Source organism: Pseudoalteromonas sp. 20-92 (assembly GCF_030847595.1).
Classification (GTDB): Bacteria; Pseudomonadota; Gammaproteobacteria; order Enterobacterales; family Alteromonadaceae; genus Pseudoalteromonas; species Pseudoalteromonas fuliginea.
The window spans coordinates 34,464-50,618 of record NZ_JANJGQ010000005.1 but is presented as its reverse complement, the minus strand read 5'-3'; the positions used below and the strand labels follow the sequence as shown (position 1 = coordinate 50,618).

Sequence of the window (16,155 nt, the reverse complement as noted above, 5' to 3'; positions counted from 1 at the left end):
TGAAATAGGCCCACAAGGTGCAAGGCATTTTTAAATATCAACCTTCAAGTGCTTACTTATCAAGCAATAACTTACGTTTAAGTATAAAAAACGGCTAAATTCAAGATTTAACCGTTTTTAATTTAAACTTTAAAATGACTTAACCTGAACTCTGATTAAGAGATTAACTACGTATTGAATATGATGATATTTAAATTTATTTTCTCTAGCCAGAGCTCAGGTTACTTAGCCATACTCGCGGTAAATTCAAGCATGCGATTAAGTGACTTAAGTGCGCCTTCGCGTAAATCCATATCAACAAATACTTCTTTGCCTTTCGGGTCAATTAGGGCTTCCTCAATCGCTTTTAAGCCATTCATTGCCATCCAAGGGCAATGAGCGCAACTTTTACATGAAGCGCCCTCACCTGCCGTTGGAGCCGCGAAAAACTCTTTATCTGGGCATAGTTGCTGCATTTTATAAAAAATACCGCGATCGGTTGCAACAATAAATTTATTGTTGGGCATTGTTTGCGCAGCTTTTATGAGTTGGCTCGTTGATCCTACAGCATCGGCAAGTGCAACAATCTCTGCTGGCGATTCTGGATGAACTAATACGCCTGCATCTGGGTGTAGCGCCTTCATATCTTTTAAAGCTTTAGTTTTAAATTCGTCATGTACAATACATGCACCATTCCACATAAGCATATCAGCACCGGTATTTTTTTGAATATAACTACCAAGGTGCTTATCTGGTCCCCAAATGATTTTTTCGCCTTGCTCATCTAGGTGCTCTACAATTTCAAGTGCACACGATGACGTTACAATCCAATCGGCACGCGCTTTGACCGCTGTAGAGGTATTTGCATATACAACAACTTTACGATCTGGGTGCTCATCACAAAACGCAGAGAAATCGTCTATCGGGCAACCAATATCTAACGAACATGTTGCTTCAAGCGTTGGCATAACAACCGTTTTATTAGGTGTTAATATTTTAGCTGTTTCGCCCATAAATTTTACGCCCGCGACGATAATCATATCTGCATCGTGACGTGCGCCAAAACGTGCCATTTCTAGCGAATCGGCAACGCAGCCGCCAGTTTCTTCAGCAAGTGCTTGAATTTCAGGATCGGTATAATAATGGGCAACAAGTACTGCATTTTTATCTTTTAGTAATTGCTTTATACGCGCTTTATATTCGCCTTGCTCGTCTTGTGTTAACGGTGCTGGCTTAGGGGGAAAGATATAACCTTCAGGCATAATAGTTTGAGCTAGACTCATGTTCTCGACCACTTATCTACAGTGCATTAATTAGGGCGAATTATACGAGAATATCAAAACAAATAACAGCAAACTAGCGAGGCTGTTTATAAAAAATAAAGTGGGAATTTAAAAAAGAATATAAAGGAAAGTATTAGAGAGTGGTGGGTCATGATGGATTTGAACCATCGACCAATTGATTAAAAGTCAACTGCTCTACCAACTGAGCTAATGACCCGCTCTAATATAAATCTGCTTTGTAAAAAGCTGCGTAAATCCGCCGATTAAAACTGTCATAGAATGGTGGGTTATGATGGATTTGAACCATCGACCAATTGATTAAAAGTCAACTGCTCTACCAACTGAGCTAATAACCCGCTCTTTTTGCCGCATTTCGAGTGGGGTAACCATTCGTTTGCTGCGGGCGCTTATAATACTTATTTATAAAATGAGTGCAACCGAAATTGTCTCTTTTTTTAAGTTTTTATGTCTAGTTGACCAATTTTAGACCGCTTATGACAAAAAGCAGTCTAATCAAGCCGATTCAATTATTTTGATAAGCGTTCTGTGGCCAATTTTGCAGCAGTTGTACTTGGATACTGATTAACAAGATCATTCAGAATTTTTAGAGCTTCCTCTGCTAAACCTTGCTCTTGCAAAAGTGTTCCTAGCTTTAACATTGCATCTGGTCGTTTATTTGAATTAGGAAATTCATTAACGACCACTTTAAAGTGCTCTATTGCTTTTACTGGCGTATTTTTAATCGTCAGCAATTGTCCAAGCCAATAATGTGCATTAGATGCATAAACTGAGTTTGGGTATGACGTTAAAAAAGTTTGAAACTCAGGAATTGCTTGATCATAACGCTTATCCTTCATTATAAGCGCTACAGCACGCTCGTATGCTTCGTTTTCAGATAAATCGTTACTGTATGTCTGTGCATCACTTGGTTGCGTATAATCAGCTGCAGGCGCTACAGCAGGTTGTGCATATGCTTGGCTTACGCGATTTTCAATTTCTTGATAAAGTTCGCGTTGACGCTGTAGTACTTTTTCAAGCTTATAGCTTTGTTCTTCAGTTACGCCACGGATTTGACTTACTTCATCTTGTAATAGATTAAGTTGTTGCTGTAACTCTACTTGTAAAAAATTACGCGACTGCATCATGCTCTCTAATGATGCTAAACGCTTCTCAATACTTGATTGTGAACCTGCAGCTTCTGAAACAGGAGCGGGAGCAGCCATTAACTGGGTGCTCCCGCTCAATATCATGGCTGCCAAAATAAGTTTCGGCTTCATAATATCTCTTATCTTAGTAAACGAGTACCGCACGGCGGTTTTTAGCGAAAGCTGATTCAGTGCGAGATTTAACCATTGGCTTCTCTTCACCGTAGCTTACTACTGACATTTGGCTAGCTGAAACACCTAAACTTTGTAAGTATTTCTCAACCGCTTGGCCACGGTGCTCACCTAGTGCAATATTGTACTCTGGCGTACCGCGCTCATCTGCGTGGCCTTCAATTAGTACTTTAACTGATGAATTTTGAACTAAAAATTCAGCATGAGCACGAAGCAAGTCAGCGTATTTGCCTTCAACTGTCGCTTTATCAAAATCAAAGTAGATTACTTGCTCTTGGCGTAGTGCTTCGTATTTTTGACGAAGTTGCTCTTCTGCTTGTTGCTCAGGAGAAATTGTAGCCACTTCAACTGTGTCTGTATTTGTCGATTGTTCAACAACAGCTTCATTTGTTTGATTTGCAGCACCTTCATCAATATCCGAAGATGAGCTACAAGCTGCTAATGTCATTACTGGCACAGCAATTAGCAGGCCTTTAAGTATTTTGTTAAGTTGCATTAAGTAGATTCCTATTTTGAGTAAACCAGTAATATTACTGTAAATATGGCGACCAAGCTGGCGCCTTTACTTGTCCGTCAAGCACAGGTAAACGAGCTTTAAAGCGACCGTCCATTGATACCAGCGCGAGTACCTGTTTATTATTATGAAGCGTGCTATAAATAATCATCGAACCATTTGGTGCTATGCTCGGTGATTCATCTAGGCGAGTTCGCGTTAATACTTGAAACGCGCCCGTAGCAAGCTCTTTCTTAGCAAGATGGTACTGCCCGTTGGTACGGTTAACCATCACTAATTCTTTACCGTCTGGTGTTATGGAACCCGCAAGGTTCATATCACCATCAAAGGTCAATCGCTGTGACCTACCAGTTTTTAAATTTAACTTATAAATCTGAGCATTACCACCCCTTTCAGAGGTAAACACTATATCTTGACCATTTGGATACCAAGATGGCTCAGTATCTATACTACGATGTCGCGTAAGACGTGTTTCTTTGCGTGTTGCCAAGTCTAATAAGTAAACTTCTGTAGCACCCGTTTTGTCTTTAGAAAGCACTAAAAGAAGCTTTTTACCATCTGGCGAAAACTGCGGAGCACCGTTAATACCGCGATAACTTGCAATAACTTCACGCTTACCGGTATACAAATCTTGAATATAAATTTGGCTTTGACGGTTCTCAAATGTCACATACGCTAATTTTGTGCCATCAGGTGACCAAGCCGGTGACATTAGTGGCTCTTTCGAACGTAGTAACACCTGTTCGTTAAACCCGTCATAATCTGATACAACAAGCTGATAAGGCTTATCATCACCATCACGTACAATTACGTACGCAATCTTGGTTAAAAAAGCACCTTTCTCACCCGTTAATTTCTCATAAATGACATCACTAATACGATGTGAATAACGACGGAAACCACTTATGCCAATAACACTATCTCGTGCTTCTAAAATATGATCTTGGCTTTTAAGCAACTTACCATTACTCATCATTTGCGTTTCACCACCCGTGATTTGACCACGAATAACATCGACTAACTCATAACGGACGAGGTAACGTCCATCAGTCTGTTGCTCAACCTCGCCAACAAGTATCGCTTCAACACCTTTATTAACCCAAGATGCATAATCAATGTCAGCATCTTTGTTTGGTTGTTGCGGCATTTGCATAACATCTACAGGCTTAAACTTACCACTACGCATGAGATCTGCAGCAATAACATCACTTATTTTTTCAGGAATTGGACCAACACCATTGTATTTAAACGGCACAATTGCAATAGGTCTTGCACCATCTACACCTTCTGTTATTACAATTTCAAGGGCTGCGTTAGCAATGCCCTGAAAACCAAATAACAGCACTAAACAGGCAATTTTTACTTTGTTGAACATATCATTCCTTTAAAATTCTGGCTTGATTGTTAAATTAATATTCTTAAGTTGTTCGAATACGTCTTTGTCTTTAGATACCGGTAATGTGTCAGCCATACGAACAGCCCTAAGTGCAGCCTCACAGACTAGTTTATCGCCGCCTAATGATTTAACTTGTGTTACTAAACCATTAAAGCCTAAACGAATATTTACTCGGCACTGCTGATTTTTCATTTTCTCGTCGATCAGTAAGTTCTGCTGAATACGCGCCATAATTAGAGCGCGATATTTATCAACTTCACCCACGACCTGTTGTTGACGTATTTTACTACGCGCAGCCTGCTCTTTAGCAAGTTGTTCTTGTAACATTTGTTCTTGTAGGGCCTGTTGACGCTGTTGTTCAGCCTTTTTAGCACGTTCTTTAGCCTCTTCATCACGCTTTTTACGTTCATCTTCAGCTTTTTTAAGTGCTTCTTCCTCAGCTTTACGCTTATCGGCAGCTGCTTTTGCTGCACTTTCAGACTCTTGCTTTTGTTTTTCGGCTTGTTTTGCTTTAGCACGTTCCTTTTGTTCTATTGCGCGTGCTTTTTTAGCTTGTGCTTGCGCCTCGGCTGTTTCTTTTTCTTTAGCCTTACGTTCTTGCTCTAATTTCTTAATATGACGGGTTTCTGACTCGCGCTGTTTGCGCGCATTTGCAGCTCTGCGCTCTAAATCACGGATGCGTTTGTCTTCTGCCTTTTTTTTGTCTTTTTCTTTCTTTTGGAGTTCAGCTATTTTCTGCTCAACCATTTTTTGGTCAACTGTCACAGCTGACACCGCTTTATCAACATCAGGTATAGCTTTATTAAGCGTTACTTCCATAACCTTTGGTGCTGGCGGGTGAATGTTTGCCGATGCATATAAAAAACCACCCAGCGCCACATGCAAAACTACTGATTTAATTAATGAACTACTCATACCGTTATTTTGTCCCTTCGAAGGATTCTGTCATTAATCCAACTGACGGTACACCGGCACTTTTTAAAAAGTCCATTAAGAGCAATACCTCTTGGTATGATACTTTTCCAGATCCCTTTATCATTACAGGTACATCAGGATTTTTCATTAGCTGTAACTTAATCACAGCCGCTACATCAAGCGCCTCCATCGGAGCCTCTGGATCAGTCCCTACACTAACGTAATATTTACCTTGTGCGTCAATCGAAGCAATAATAGGTGGCGCATCTTTAGTATCAACTAAATCTGACTCCGTCATTTTAGGCAAGTCGACTTTAACACCATGTGTAATAAGTGGCGCTGTTGCCATAAATATAATCAGTAGCACCAACATTACATCAATGTAAGGAACTACATTAATTTCTGCGACCGGACGGCGCTTCTTACGCTGATACATTCGCTTGGGCCTCTATTTGTGTAGCTGCTTGACGGTGTAAAATATTAGCGAACTCTTCCATAAAATTAATGTAGTGAGATTCTAGCTTTTCAACTTTATTAGAAAAACGGTTGTAAGCAATAACAGCCGGAATAGCTGCAAACAAACCCATTGCTGTGGCAATAAGTGCTTCTGCTATACCAGGTGCTACCATCTGCAACGTAGCTTGTTTAACTTCACCTAATGCTATAAAAGCATTCATAATGCCCCATACAGTACCAAACAAGCCTATATATGGGCTAATTGAACCCACTGTCGCTAAAAATGATAAGCTTGACTCTATTTTCTCTATTTCTCGAGAGAGTGCCACGCGCATAGAGCGGTGTGTACCTTCCATTACAATACTCGCACTTTGAAAGGTGTTTTTCTTATGTCGTGCAAACTCTTTAAAACCGGCTGTAAATAGAGCTTCAATACCTTCAGATTGACCGTTACGTGATGAAATTTCGTTATATAGTTTACTTAAATCAATACCAGACCAAAATTTTTGTTCAAACTTTTTAGCACTTGCTAACGCATCTGATATTGCTTTTTTACGCTGAAAAATAATTGCCCATGACATTACAGACATAGCAACTAGCCCTAACATTACTAGTTGAACAAGCAAACTGGCTTCTAATATTAAATCCAAAAAATTAAGCCCTGATCCCACGTGAAACTCCTAAATAGTATCAAAATACGTCAAATTGATTGATTTGTGTAAATATGACCGCTCGTGCAGCCAAAAGTTGCACATAGTGTATCGAGTCCATTTCAAACTGACAACGATATTGCTATGAATAAGCAACAAAAAACGTTGAAATAACCTTTATTTCGCAATTATCTAGCAAAAGAATTTAAAGCTATTTCCGCTATTTAATAATGTGCTCAAGATATGCTTAAATATACAAGCAAAACATCATAAAACGCCTCATTTATTCAAAATCACTGCATAAACACTCAAAAAACTTAAACAAAATCTAAAGGTAATAGTAAAACTAATAGCGACAAGCAGTGCAAACTCAAACTTAATCACTAATTTTCATTAACTTACAAATAGGAAAAAACATTAATGAACAAGTTTTAAACAACCAGAAATTTCATTGCATTAGTTTTTATAATCCGAAATTATAAATTTTCTAGTTTGAATAATAAATATATATTGCGTATTATCTCCCCATACCGAGCTGGCACTGAGTGAAATAGCTTCATTAAGCAAAGTTCTTAGTAATAGGATATTTTATCGTATTACATTGTTTTACATTTTTAGGATAAAACCTAGTTGTGTAAAATGTAGTTCCCCAAGATTACTTCCTTCAACTTGTTGTTTACCCGCATTTTTTGCGGGTTTTTTTTGCCAAAAAATTGAAATCATTTAATACCAATTTGCTTAATTGAGCGATCTATTTTGAGATAAGAAAATCGTATCTATAACAAGGCAAAAATTTCGTTATTTAGTTGTTATCACTCATTGTTCTACATCCATACAGTCGTATATCAGAAATTTTTGACACGGTTAACGTCAGATTTAATCCCTCTAATTGATTAAGTATTATTGCAAACTAAACAACACTGTAACAGCCTAATACGATAACGGCTATGCAATATACTCTATCTATCGAATAGCCCGCAGCATAGCCACGCAAGTCTTAACGCTCTGTGAATTAAGCGTTAACTGATTATATAGTGGGTAAAATTGTAATAACTTGGTTTAGAGTAACTATGTGAAAATATGGTGGGTAACATTATAAAATTAGGTATACGCGCTTGCTGTACATTTACTTATGCAAGCGCAAGTGATTAATTGTAATTTAGATTAAGTCGTCTTTTTTGGCATTAATCCAAAGTGATGGTATGCACTGTCAGAGACTATTCGCCCGCGAGGTGTGCGCTGAATAAATCCTTGCTGGATTAAAAATGGTTCTATCACATCTTCTATTGTTTCGCGCTCTTCGCCAATAGCAGCCGCTACATTGTCGAGCCCTACAGGACCGCCCATAAATTTTTCGATTATGGCGAGTAAATACTTGCGGTCCATATAATCAAAACCACTTTTATCTACGTCAATCATATCAAGCGCTTGCTTAGCTACATCGGCGTTTACTGTGCCGTCAGATTTTACTTGAGTGTAATCGCGTACACGGCGCAATAAGCGGTTTGCAATACGTGGTGTGCCGCGCGAGCGCTGAGCAATTTCGGTAGCGCCATCGTCACACATCTCTAAATCAAGGTAATGTGCAGAGCGCCCTACTATGTGCGATAAATCTTCTACAGAATAAAATTCTAATCGCTGCACAATTCCAAAACGGTCACGCAGTGGCGATGTAAGCGAGCCTGCTCGTGTGGTTGCACCAATAAGTGTAAATGCAGGTAAGTCTAATTTAATAGAACGCGCAGCTGGGCCTTCACCAATCATTATATCAAGCTGGTAGTCTTCCATTGCCGGATAGAGTATTTCTTCAACTTGTGGGCTTAATCTGTGTATTTCATCAATAAACAGTACATCGCCTTCTTCTAAATTGGTAAGTAACGCAGCTAAATCGCCTGCTTTTTCAAGTACAGGGCCTGATGTTGTTTTAATACTTACGTGTAATTCATTGGCGACAATATTTGCAAGCGTGGTTTTACCAAGCCCAGGTGGGCCAAATATTAATAAATGATCGAGCGCTTCACCACGGGTTCGCGCAGCTTCAATAAAAATTTCCATTTGCTGCTTAACATGAGGCTGGCCTCTATAGTCGGCTAAAAGTTTTGGTCTTATTGCACGATCTATAGAATCTTCATTTTTTTTTTCAGTCGCATCAATTAAGCGATCCGCTTCAATCATGGGTTACTCACAACATAGATTTTAAAGATTCTCTAATAAGAACCTCAGTAGACATATCGGGTTTACTTATCGATTTTACTGCTTTTTGAGCTTGTGGCAATTTATAACCTAATGCAAGCAGTGCCGATACGGCATCATCCGCTGCATTATTAGCAATTGTCGCATCGCTCATTGGCTCTATTACTGCGCTGTCGCTAAATGGCGTAAATAAATCATTACCCCAATCTTTTAGTCTGTCTTTCATTTCGAGTACTAAACGCTCCGCTGTTTTTTTACCTACACCGGGTAATTTAACAAGCGATGTTGAGTCTTCGTTATTTACACAACTTACAAATTGTTTTGCCGACATGCCCGATAAAATAGCTAAGCCAAGTTTTGGCCCTACGCCATTTGCTTTTAATAGCTCTCTAAACAAAGCACGTTCAACTTTATTATTAAAACCAAACAATAGTTGAGCATCTTCACGCACTACAAAGTGAGTGTAAACAATCGCGTTTTCACCAATTTTTGGTAAATCGTAAAAACAGGTCATTGGCATTTGTACTTCGTAACCTACACCACTTACTTCGAGTAATATTTCTGGTGGTTGTTTTTCGACTAAAATACCATTTAAGCGGCCTATCATAATTATTTCCTTAAACGTCCTCTAACGGTTTTGCTTGCGCTACCCGCTAGTTTAATTAAATTTTGTTCTGAGTGGGCGTGGCAAATCGCAATAGCGAGTGCATCCGCTGCATCGGCCTGTGGCGTACCGGGTAGTTTTAAAATATTTTTTACCATGTGTTGCACTTGTGTTTTATCTGCGCCACCGTTGCCTACTACTGCTTGCTTAATTTGCCTAGCTGAGTATTCAAATACGGGTAAGTCGGCCATTGCAGCGCCAACAATCGCAGCGCCTCTAGCTTGACCTAGTTTTAAAGCGGAATCGGGGTTGTGCGCCATAAATACTTTTTCAATGGCAAAAGTTTCTGGCGAAAACTGCTCAATAAGCTGTGTAATGCCTTGGTAGATCATTTTAAGCCTAATCGGAAAAGGATGATCGGCTAGCTTAATACAGCCACTGCCTAAGTATGTAAATTTAGAACCTTGATGGGCAACAACACCATATCCGGTCAAACGTGAACCAGGATCGATCCCTAAAATAATGGCCAAACAGCGCTCCATTGTTATTATTTTTAAATTACGCCAATAATGCCAGAGCACTGTATAAATTACCAGTACAAAGAAAAACAAAAATGCCCACGTACTAGGTGGGTATTTACAGGAGCATGTTAGTTTAAGCTTACCCTAGGGCACGCACTAATCCTTGGGTGTTTTGTTTAAGTGTTCGGGCAATCATTAAATAACCTAAACCAGCCACAAATACGCCGCCAGCTACCGGCCCAATAATCCATATATGTGGGTGTAGCTTACCGGCTAAATCAAACATTTGTTGCTGCACAATTAAAAGCGCTATATCACTAAAAAATGCGGCAACTAAACCGGCTAAACCACCGAGTAATAAAAACTCATACAGGGTCGCGTTTTTAATTAATCGGCTTTTAGCCCCAAGCGTTCTAAGTATTACAATTTCTTGCATACGCTCACCTAAACTAGCTTGCACTTGCGATATAAGCACAAGCGCCCCACACAGCACAACAATAGCCAGTACAAACCCAATTGCGAGAGAGACTTGCGATATAGTTGTTTGTATTTGCTTAACAAAGTTATCAATATCAATGGCTGTAATAGTAGGGTAAGTACGTAATAACTGGCTAAAGTCACGTTTTTGATCTGGATTTATACGTACCGACGAAATATACGTCGCCGGAAAATCTGCAAGTACATCAGGACTTAAAATAATAAAAAAGTTAGGTTTAAGCGTGGCCCAATTTACTTTGCGCACACTAGTGATTTTAGCGTCGAACGACTGCGAACCAATTAAAAATGTAAGCGTATCGCCTATCTCAACATCTAAACGCTCAAGCATCGACTCCTCTACTGAAGCCTCAGCCATCGCATTTTCACCAAACCACGTGCCTTGTGTTACTTCATTTTGATCAGGCACATCTTTAAGCCATGTAAGATTTAGCTCACGACCAATACCTGCACGTGCTTCTTCGTCTTTTTTCTCGTTGTCTTGCAGCGATACAGAACGTGCTACCAACTCGCCGTTTACCGCATTTACACGTCCACGAATAGTCGGATAAAACTCTGATACCTGAATATCTTTTTGTGCTAAATATTCATTAATTGGCTCAAGCTCATTTTGCGTAATATTAACTAAAAACGCATTAGGCGCATCGTTTGGTAGTTGCGACTGCCAATCAGATATCATCTCGTTTTTAAGTACCACTAAAAACAGCAGTAATTTAATCGCTAACGAAAAACTAATTAACTGTACCGCGTTCACATTGGCACGCTTTTGAATAGACGCAATTGCAAGCGACCAACTGTTACCTGGCTTTAATCCTAGTTTTCGACCACCACCAAATATTAATTTAGATACTAAAAACAGCACACCAATTAGCGCAAGTGTTGATATAAACAAAATAAGCGTTATTTTTATGTTGTTGCTAAATAACCACATTAATAAAAACACGGTTAGCGCACTCATACCTAAATGCACACGACTTACTGCCAACTTGTCACCTAAGTTACGGCGCAGTACTCTAAGCGGCGGAATATCAAATAAATCAAATAATGGTTTAATAGAAAACATAACAGCACAAATTACGCCGGTGCTTATAGCCACCAGCCAAGGTTTAAAGCCACCTAAGGGTAACTCTGTGCCCATACTTTTTGATAAGTAACTTGTTGCTATTTCTTGCAAACCATAACCAATTAACAGCCCTATACTTACCGCCATTGCACATACAAGCAATAAATGCAGCATGTATATTTTGCGGATCATTGAGCGGCTACCGCCGAGCGTTTTCATCATCGCTACTGGGTCGTATTGGCGTTCACAATAACGTTTTGCTGAAACAGCTATAGCCACTGCAGCCAAAATAATACCTAATAGGCCGGCAAGTAATAAAAAGCTCTCTGCGCGGTTTAAACTGTTTGAAATGGGTGATTGGCGGTCTTTAACGCCATACCATTGTTGGTTTTCTTTCATTTGTGGTTTAAGCCACTCGTAAAAGCTATTTATGTCGGCCTCACTACCTGCATAAAGTTGGCGGTAATAAACACGACTACCTGGCTGCACAACTTCGGTTTTTGCCACATCGTCAATATTAATAAGCACACGACGGCTGCTTGAAAATACATTAAATGGCGCGTCTGGCTCTTCTACAATAACTTTTGAAACATTAAATAATGCAGCGCCAAGCTCTACTTGCGCGCCTATATCAATATTTAAACTGTAAAATACCGATTCACTTAGCCACACATTACCTGGATTTGGACCACCGTTTGCAATAACCGTTTCGCCTAGTAATGTGTTTTTTACTTTTAGCTGCCCCTTTAACGGGTATGCATCTGACGCTGCTTTCACCGAGCTAAATTGCATTTCGTCATTAGCAAATAACATGGTGTCAAAGTACACCATTTGCGCAGTTTGTAAGTTTTGACTTTTGGCTTGCTCAATAAAAGCGGTGTCAATGGCATGGCTGCTAGCCAATACTCGGTCGGCGGCAATAAACGCACTGCTTTTTTGTGCAATGCTTTGTGCTATTCGATCTGTCACCATAGACAAGGTAAGTACAGTTAATACCGCTAAAGCAATAGCTGCGCTAATTACCGTTAGCTCACCTCTTCGAAATTCTCGCGCAAATAATTTAAGCGCTAATTTAGCCCACATCTGCAACGTCCTCTACTTCACTTTTAACAAGCAACCCTGCTTCTATTTGGATAATATGCTCACATTTTTGTGCAAGCCCTTCATCGTGAGTAACTAAAATAAGCGTAGTGCCATGTTGAGTATTTAAATCAAATAATAAGGATTCAATCATTTTACCATTTTTGCTGTCTAAGTTAGCCGAAGGCTCATCAGCAAATAGTATTTTAGGTGTACCAATAAATGCTCGCGCAATAGCAACACGTTGCTGTTCACCGCCAGAGAGTTGCGACGGGTAATGATCAATTCGATGGCTCAAGCCTACTTTTTCAAGCAAAGCAATTGCTTGCTCTTTTGCATCACTTTCGCCAGCAAGCTCTGCTGGCAGCATAACGTTTTCAAGCGCCGTTAAGCTTTGTACTAACATGAACGATTGAAACACAAATCCAATTTTAGCCGCGCGCAGTGCAGCACGCTCTTCTTCATCTAAATTGTGTAATGGCTCACCATCTAAAAACACCTCTCCGCTGCTTGCGGTATCCAGCCCTGCTAATAAACTGAGTAACGTAGATTTACCAGAGCCTGACGTACCAACTATAGCAACAGACTCACCATGCTTGACATTAAAGCTGATGTCGCTGAGGATGGGCAACTCACCTTCAAAGGTAGAGACCACTTTAGACAAACCATTTACCTGAATTATATTTAATTGAGAAAGCGCTGACATATGACTCATTCAATCCTTCGTTTTGTATTCATTTTATTTTTAGTTATCAAGCCACTGAGCGCAGCAGCCGACAACACGATTTTAATACTCGGTGACAGTTTAAGTGCAGCCTACGGACTTAAACAAGAACAAGGCTGGGTCAAATTGTTACAAGATAAATACGATGCAGAGCAAAGTAATATCGAATTAATAAATGCCAGTATTAGTGGCGAAACTTCCGGTGGAGCCCTGCGCCGCCTCGATGCTTTGCTTGAGCAATACGAACCTACTCATGTACTTATAGAGCTTGGCGCTAACGACGGTTTACGTGGTTTCCCAGTTAAAAAAATGCAAACTAACTTAACGTCTCTTATTCAAAAAAGCCAAGCAGCTAATGCGATGACCGCCTTAATGGAGGTTTACATTCCCCCTAATTACGGCCCGCGTTACAGTAAAATGTTTACTGACACTTTTTCGCGCGTTAGCGAAGAAACAAATGCGCATTTAATGAACTTTTTTATGCTCGATGTTGCTGGTCAGCCTGAGCTAATGCAAAACGATAGTTTACACCCTAACAAAAAAGCTCAGCCATTAATACGCGATGAGATGTATGACTCGATCAAAAAGTGGTTAAATAAAGACTAGCCAATTAGTACACCACAAGAGTGCCTTTTTAGGTCTATTGCGTAATAAACACTCAAACAAACAATCGCTTATTGATTTTTAAAAAAATACACGTACTATTGCATACAAATCGGTATGTGGCGCAGCTTGGTAGCGCACTGTCATGGGGTGGCAGGGGTCGAGAGTTCGAATCTCTCCATACCGACCAATTAATAACATCTTAGATTTAAATTTAATTCCGAGCCTTCAATTCATCCGTAAAATAATACTTCCAACGTTAATTGATATCACGAGTGTCTAGGTGTAAGGTTAAATTCAAATCTAAATTTATTTGAGGTGGTAAAATGAGTAGAAATAAGAAAAAAATCACAAAAAGTATGATTTTAAGATCTGTTGCTAGCTCTACTGCCATCGAAACTGGAGAAACAGTTAAAACAATAGAGAAAAAACTAAAAGCAAATAAACTTAAATATAAGTCTCTTTCACTCGCTATTTAATTATATCTCTCACAAGCCTTTCAATATGTTGGTAATCTCTGGTTACACCCGCTTGAATTGACTTGAAATAAAAGCCTTTATGCTCGTCCCACAAGCTATAATCAAGCGTTCCTTTACCAGCTTTACTACACAAAAAGTCCATTAATAAACGGCTTATCCTACCGTTACCTTCACGAAATGGATGAATTAAAATAAACTCAACATGGCTCTGCGCTATAAATGACACAAGCTCTTCATCTGTCATTTCTGGTAAATTATTAAATCGAGATAAATACTCACCTTCAAATAACCTAATATTTTTCTCAATTTGTAAAGGCGACATAAACTGAAATCCGCCCTTGCCCATATCAATACTTCTTATTTTACCTGCCCATTCGTATACATTACCTAGCCACTGCCTGTGCCAATTAGCAATATTTTGAAAAGAAAAAGTAACACTTTCTGAGTCAACCGTTGTAAAAATATTTTCATATAGCTTAATTAAAAGAACGGCTTCAACAGAATCACTTTCGTATTTAGACATTTTATTGAACCAGTAAAATAATGAGTGTAAAAGTGCGTACCAACCAATGCAAGTAACCTTTAGCCTTTCCCATTTTATATAAGTCAAAACTATGTAAATCACTGAATATGAAAGTCCAGAACACTACGTCGTATCCAAGCTCCCTAAAGAGAACTCAAACCCAACCAGTGTATCGGTAAACCACATCACCCAAATAGTAAGCAAAAACATCAGCTGCGAATTTACAAACAAACTCGACAAACTAGGCCTTTAAACCAGAAGAGCGCCCAACTTATCCGTAAACCTAAGTTAAACCACTAACGAACGAATAAGGCACATGGCCCACAAACACTAAACCCATAAAAAAACCCGCTTAATTCGCGGGTTTTATCACTTTAAAATTATTAGGCTTCTTTCTGTTGGTAAATAGAAGTTACCTTCATTATCGTAATGATGATACAAATCCACGATATTGATACTATCCCCCTGATCAAACCATTGAAAATGAAGCACCCAATCAGAGGTTTTATACTTACTATGATTTTGCTCATACTCAGGGATACCAATATGGTAATGCCATAGATGATTGTTTAAAGCAAAATTATAATCATCTTGATCCATATAGTTACCACTAAAAGAGCTAGAAATCTTGCCTTCGTAATGGCTAAAATCACCTAACCCATGCTCAGTAAAAACATCTGTAAAATCGAGAACTTTGTTTTGCTGGTCTTCGGGGAAATATTGAAATTGATTAGCGAAGTCGTCACTAAACGTCCATGTATACGTCAATACTACTTCGCTCTTGATAAGATCAATTGTCTAACTTGTTCACGAGATAAACCAGCAGGCACAGTATTTACCTTACCAGTAATGGCTTTTTCCATCCTTTCTCTATTGAACACTTTGTTTTCTTGTTTATGCTTATGTTGTACTTTAGCTAACATATGACGCTCCTCAAATACCAAAAAGGCACTATTGCGATCTTAGGATATAGCGTTTGTTATGTCTAGCGTTATTTTTAAGCAACAATTAGAGAATATCTAACTTTCACTTTAATAAAGGTTAAAAAATGGCTTATCTATTTACATACACTGAAACAGTAAAACCAAAATCTAAAGACTCATGGATCACCAATGAACAGCAAGAAATATTTGAAATAACACGCTTTTACGATGAAATGGAGGCACTGGAATACCTTGATGGTGTAATAGAAGGTAATGGCCTTACAACTGAGTTAATGAGTGTTACAGATATGGGTCGCAAAGAATCGCCCGTACAACTCATTGTATTTGATTACGACCCCATGATTGAAGCACTAGAAAATTGGCATGATCTAACAGACGAAAATACAGACTAGATAT

18 protein-coding genes and 3 tRNA genes are annotated in these 16,155 nt (G+C 39.1%); 4 read left to right on the top strand and 17 right to left on the bottom strand.

Annotated features, from left to right (window positions below):
- Positions 1-221: 221 nt before the first annotated feature.
- The 14 genes from nadA to NRL14_RS06790 all read right to left on the bottom strand — a co-directional run bounded on the left by nadA (position 222) and on the right by NRL14_RS06790 (position 13,192).
- Positions 222-1,262, bottom strand: coding sequence for a quinolinate synthase NadA (nadA, locus tag NRL14_RS06855; RefSeq protein ID WP_007379081.1), 1,041 nt, complete (start codon positions 1,260-1,262; stop codon positions 222-224).
- 141 nt (positions 1,263-1,403) lie between these two features.
- Positions 1,404-1,479 (bottom strand) — tRNA-Lys (locus NRL14_RS06850).
- Between the two features lie 63 nt (positions 1,480-1,542).
- Positions 1,543-1,618: transfer RNA gene (locus NRL14_RS06845), tRNA-Lys, on the bottom strand.
- Positions 1,619-1,789: 171 nt separating this feature from the next.
- Positions 1,790-2,539, bottom strand: coding sequence for a tol-pal system protein YbgF (gene ybgF, locus NRL14_RS06840; protein WP_033023873.1), 750 nt, complete (start codon positions 2,537-2,539; stop codon positions 1,790-1,792).
- 13 nt (positions 2,540-2,552) lie between these two features.
- The gene (gene pal, locus NRL14_RS06835; protein WP_007378882.1) at positions 2,553-3,095 is read right to left on the bottom strand and encodes a peptidoglycan-associated lipoprotein Pal; all 543 of its coding nucleotides are present in this window, start codon (positions 3,093-3,095) and stop codon (positions 2,553-2,555) included.
- 34 nt (positions 3,096-3,129) lie between these two features.
- Positions 3,130-4,488 carry a Tol-Pal system beta propeller repeat protein TolB gene (gene tolB / locus NRL14_RS06830; RefSeq protein WP_007378883.1) on the bottom strand — a complete coding sequence of 453 codons (1,359 nt, stop codon included), beginning with the start codon at positions 4,486-4,488 and terminating at the stop codon, positions 3,130-3,132.
- 9 nt (positions 4,489-4,497) lie between these two features.
- A complete protein-coding gene (gene tolA, locus NRL14_RS06825; RefSeq protein ID WP_306724299.1) occupies positions 4,498-5,424 on the bottom strand; it encodes a cell envelope integrity protein TolA in 927 nt (308 codons plus the stop codon).
- A 4-nt stretch (positions 5,425-5,428) separates the two neighbouring features.
- Positions 5,429-5,860 carry a protein TolR gene (tolR, locus tag NRL14_RS06820; protein ID WP_007378885.1) on the bottom strand — a complete coding sequence of 144 codons (432 nt, stop codon included), beginning with the start codon at positions 5,858-5,860 and terminating at the stop codon, positions 5,429-5,431.
- Positions 5,847-6,551, bottom strand: a complete 705-nt coding sequence (tolQ, locus tag NRL14_RS06815; RefSeq protein WP_007378886.1) for a protein TolQ — start codon at positions 6,549-6,551, stop codon at positions 5,847-5,849. The genes tolR and tolQ overlap by 14 nt, the downstream gene beginning before the upstream one ends.
- Positions 6,552-7,694: 1,143 nt before the next feature.
- Positions 7,695-8,705, bottom strand: coding sequence for a Holliday junction branch migration DNA helicase RuvB (gene ruvB, locus NRL14_RS06810; protein WP_306724298.1), 1,011 nt, complete (start codon positions 8,703-8,705; stop codon positions 7,695-7,697).
- 7 nt (positions 8,706-8,712) lie between these two features.
- A complete protein-coding gene (gene ruvA, locus NRL14_RS06805) occupies positions 8,713-9,330 on the bottom strand; it encodes a Holliday junction branch migration protein RuvA (RefSeq protein WP_002960647.1) in 618 nt (205 codons plus the stop codon).
- A gap of 2 nt (positions 9,331-9,332) precedes the next feature.
- Positions 9,333-9,857 carry a crossover junction endodeoxyribonuclease RuvC gene (gene ruvC, locus NRL14_RS06800; protein WP_007378888.1) on the bottom strand — a complete coding sequence of 175 codons (525 nt, stop codon included), beginning with the start codon at positions 9,855-9,857 and terminating at the stop codon, positions 9,333-9,335.
- Positions 9,858-9,987: 130 nt separating this feature from the next.
- Positions 9,988-12,489, bottom strand: coding sequence for an ABC transporter permease (locus tag NRL14_RS06795; protein WP_306724297.1), 2,502 nt, complete (start codon positions 12,487-12,489; stop codon positions 9,988-9,990).
- Positions 12,479-13,192, bottom strand: coding sequence for an ABC transporter ATP-binding protein (locus NRL14_RS06790; RefSeq protein WP_306724371.1), 714 nt, complete (start codon positions 13,190-13,192; stop codon positions 12,479-12,481). The genes NRL14_RS06795 and NRL14_RS06790 overlap by 11 nt, the downstream gene beginning before the upstream one ends.
- On the opposite strand from NRL14_RS06790, the gene NRL14_RS06785 reads away from it, so the two are divergent.
- The 3 genes from NRL14_RS06785 (at position 13,193) to NRL14_RS06775 (ending at position 14,292) form a co-directional block, all read left to right on the top strand.
- Entirely contained in the window at positions 13,193-13,816 is a 624-nt protein-coding gene (locus NRL14_RS06785; RefSeq protein WP_306724296.1) for an arylesterase, read from the top strand. It abuts the gene before it with no gap.
- Positions 13,817-13,926: 110 nt separating this feature from the next.
- Positions 13,927-14,003, top strand: a tRNA-Pro gene (locus NRL14_RS06780).
- 136 nt (positions 14,004-14,139) lie between these two features.
- A complete protein-coding gene (locus NRL14_RS06775; RefSeq protein WP_306724295.1) occupies positions 14,140-14,292 on the top strand; it encodes a hypothetical protein in 153 nt (50 codons plus the stop codon).
- Here the strand turns inward: NRL14_RS06775 and NRL14_RS06770 are convergent.
- The 3 genes from NRL14_RS06770 to NRL14_RS06760 all read right to left on the bottom strand — a co-directional run bounded on the left by NRL14_RS06770 (position 14,285) and on the right by NRL14_RS06760 (position 15,738).
- On the bottom strand, positions 14,285-14,815 hold the full coding sequence (locus NRL14_RS06770; RefSeq protein WP_306724294.1) for a Fic family protein: 531 nt from the start codon (positions 14,813-14,815) through the stop codon (positions 14,285-14,287). The two genes, NRL14_RS06775 and NRL14_RS06770, sit on opposite strands and share 8 nt — an antisense overlap.
- Positions 14,816-15,184: 369 nt before the next feature.
- Positions 15,185-15,583 (bottom strand): hypothetical protein, encoded by a 399-nt coding sequence (locus tag NRL14_RS06765; RefSeq protein ID WP_306724293.1) that lies wholly within the window; start codon positions 15,581-15,583, stop codon positions 15,185-15,187.
- Between the two features lie 2 nt (positions 15,584-15,585).
- The gene (locus NRL14_RS06760; RefSeq protein WP_306724292.1) at positions 15,586-15,738 is read right to left on the bottom strand and encodes a hypothetical protein; all 153 of its coding nucleotides are present in this window, start codon (positions 15,736-15,738) and stop codon (positions 15,586-15,588) included.
- A gap of 125 nt (positions 15,739-15,863) precedes the next feature.
- Here NRL14_RS06760 and NRL14_RS06755 point away from each other — a divergent pair, with 125 nt between their 5' ends.
- On the top strand, positions 15,864-16,151 hold the full coding sequence (locus tag NRL14_RS06755) for a hypothetical protein (protein WP_306724291.1): 288 nt from the start codon (positions 15,864-15,866) through the stop codon (positions 16,149-16,151).
- Positions 16,152-16,155: the final 4 nt, after the last annotated feature.

Coding starts and splice junctions, on each gene's coding strand:
- NRL14_RS06795 (WP_306724297.1), bottom strand. CDS start 12,489: ATGTGGGCTAAATTAGCGCTTAAATTATTTGCGCGAGAATTTCGAAGA.
- ruvB (WP_306724298.1), bottom strand. CDS start 8,705: ATGATTGAAGCGGATCGCTTAATTGATGCGACTGAAAAAAAAAATGAA.
- NRL14_RS06790 (WP_306724371.1), bottom strand. CDS start 13,192: ATGTCAGCGCTTTCTCAATTAAATATAATTCAGGTAAATGGTTTGTCT.
- NRL14_RS06775 (WP_306724295.1), top strand. CDS start 14,140: ATGAGTAGAAATAAGAAAAAAATCACAAAAAGTATGATTTTAAGATCT.
- NRL14_RS06785 (WP_306724296.1), top strand. CDS start 13,193: ATGACTCATTCAATCCTTCGTTTTGTATTCATTTTATTTTTAGTTATC.
- NRL14_RS06770 (WP_306724294.1), bottom strand. CDS start 14,815: ATGTCTAAATACGAAAGTGATTCTGTTGAAGCCGTTCTTTTAATTAAG.
- tolB (WP_007378883.1), bottom strand. CDS start 4,488: ATGTTCAACAAAGTAAAAATTGCCTGTTTAGTGCTGTTATTTGGTTTT.
- NRL14_RS06755 (WP_306724291.1), top strand. CDS start 15,864: ATGGCTTATCTATTTACATACACTGAAACAGTAAAACCAAAATCTAAA.
- ruvA (WP_002960647.1), bottom strand. CDS start 9,330: ATGATAGGCCGCTTAAATGGTATTTTAGTCGAAAAACAACCACCAGAA.
- NRL14_RS06760 (WP_306724292.1), bottom strand. CDS start 15,738: ATGTTAGCTAAAGTACAACATAAGCATAAACAAGAAAACAAAGTGTTC.
- tolR (WP_007378885.1), bottom strand. CDS start 5,860: ATGTATCAGCGTAAGAAGCGCCGTCCGGTCGCAGAAATTAATGTAGTT.
- pal (WP_007378882.1), bottom strand. CDS start 3,095: ATGCAACTTAACAAAATACTTAAAGGCCTGCTAATTGCTGTGCCAGTA.
- tolA (WP_306724299.1), bottom strand. CDS start 5,424: ATGAGTAGTTCATTAATTAAATCAGTAGTTTTGCATGTGGCGCTGGGT.
- nadA (WP_007379081.1), bottom strand. CDS start 1,262: ATGAGTCTAGCTCAAACTATTATGCCTGAAGGTTATATCTTTCCCCCT.
- ybgF (WP_033023873.1), bottom strand. CDS start 2,539: ATGAAGCCGAAACTTATTTTGGCAGCCATGATATTGAGCGGGAGCACC.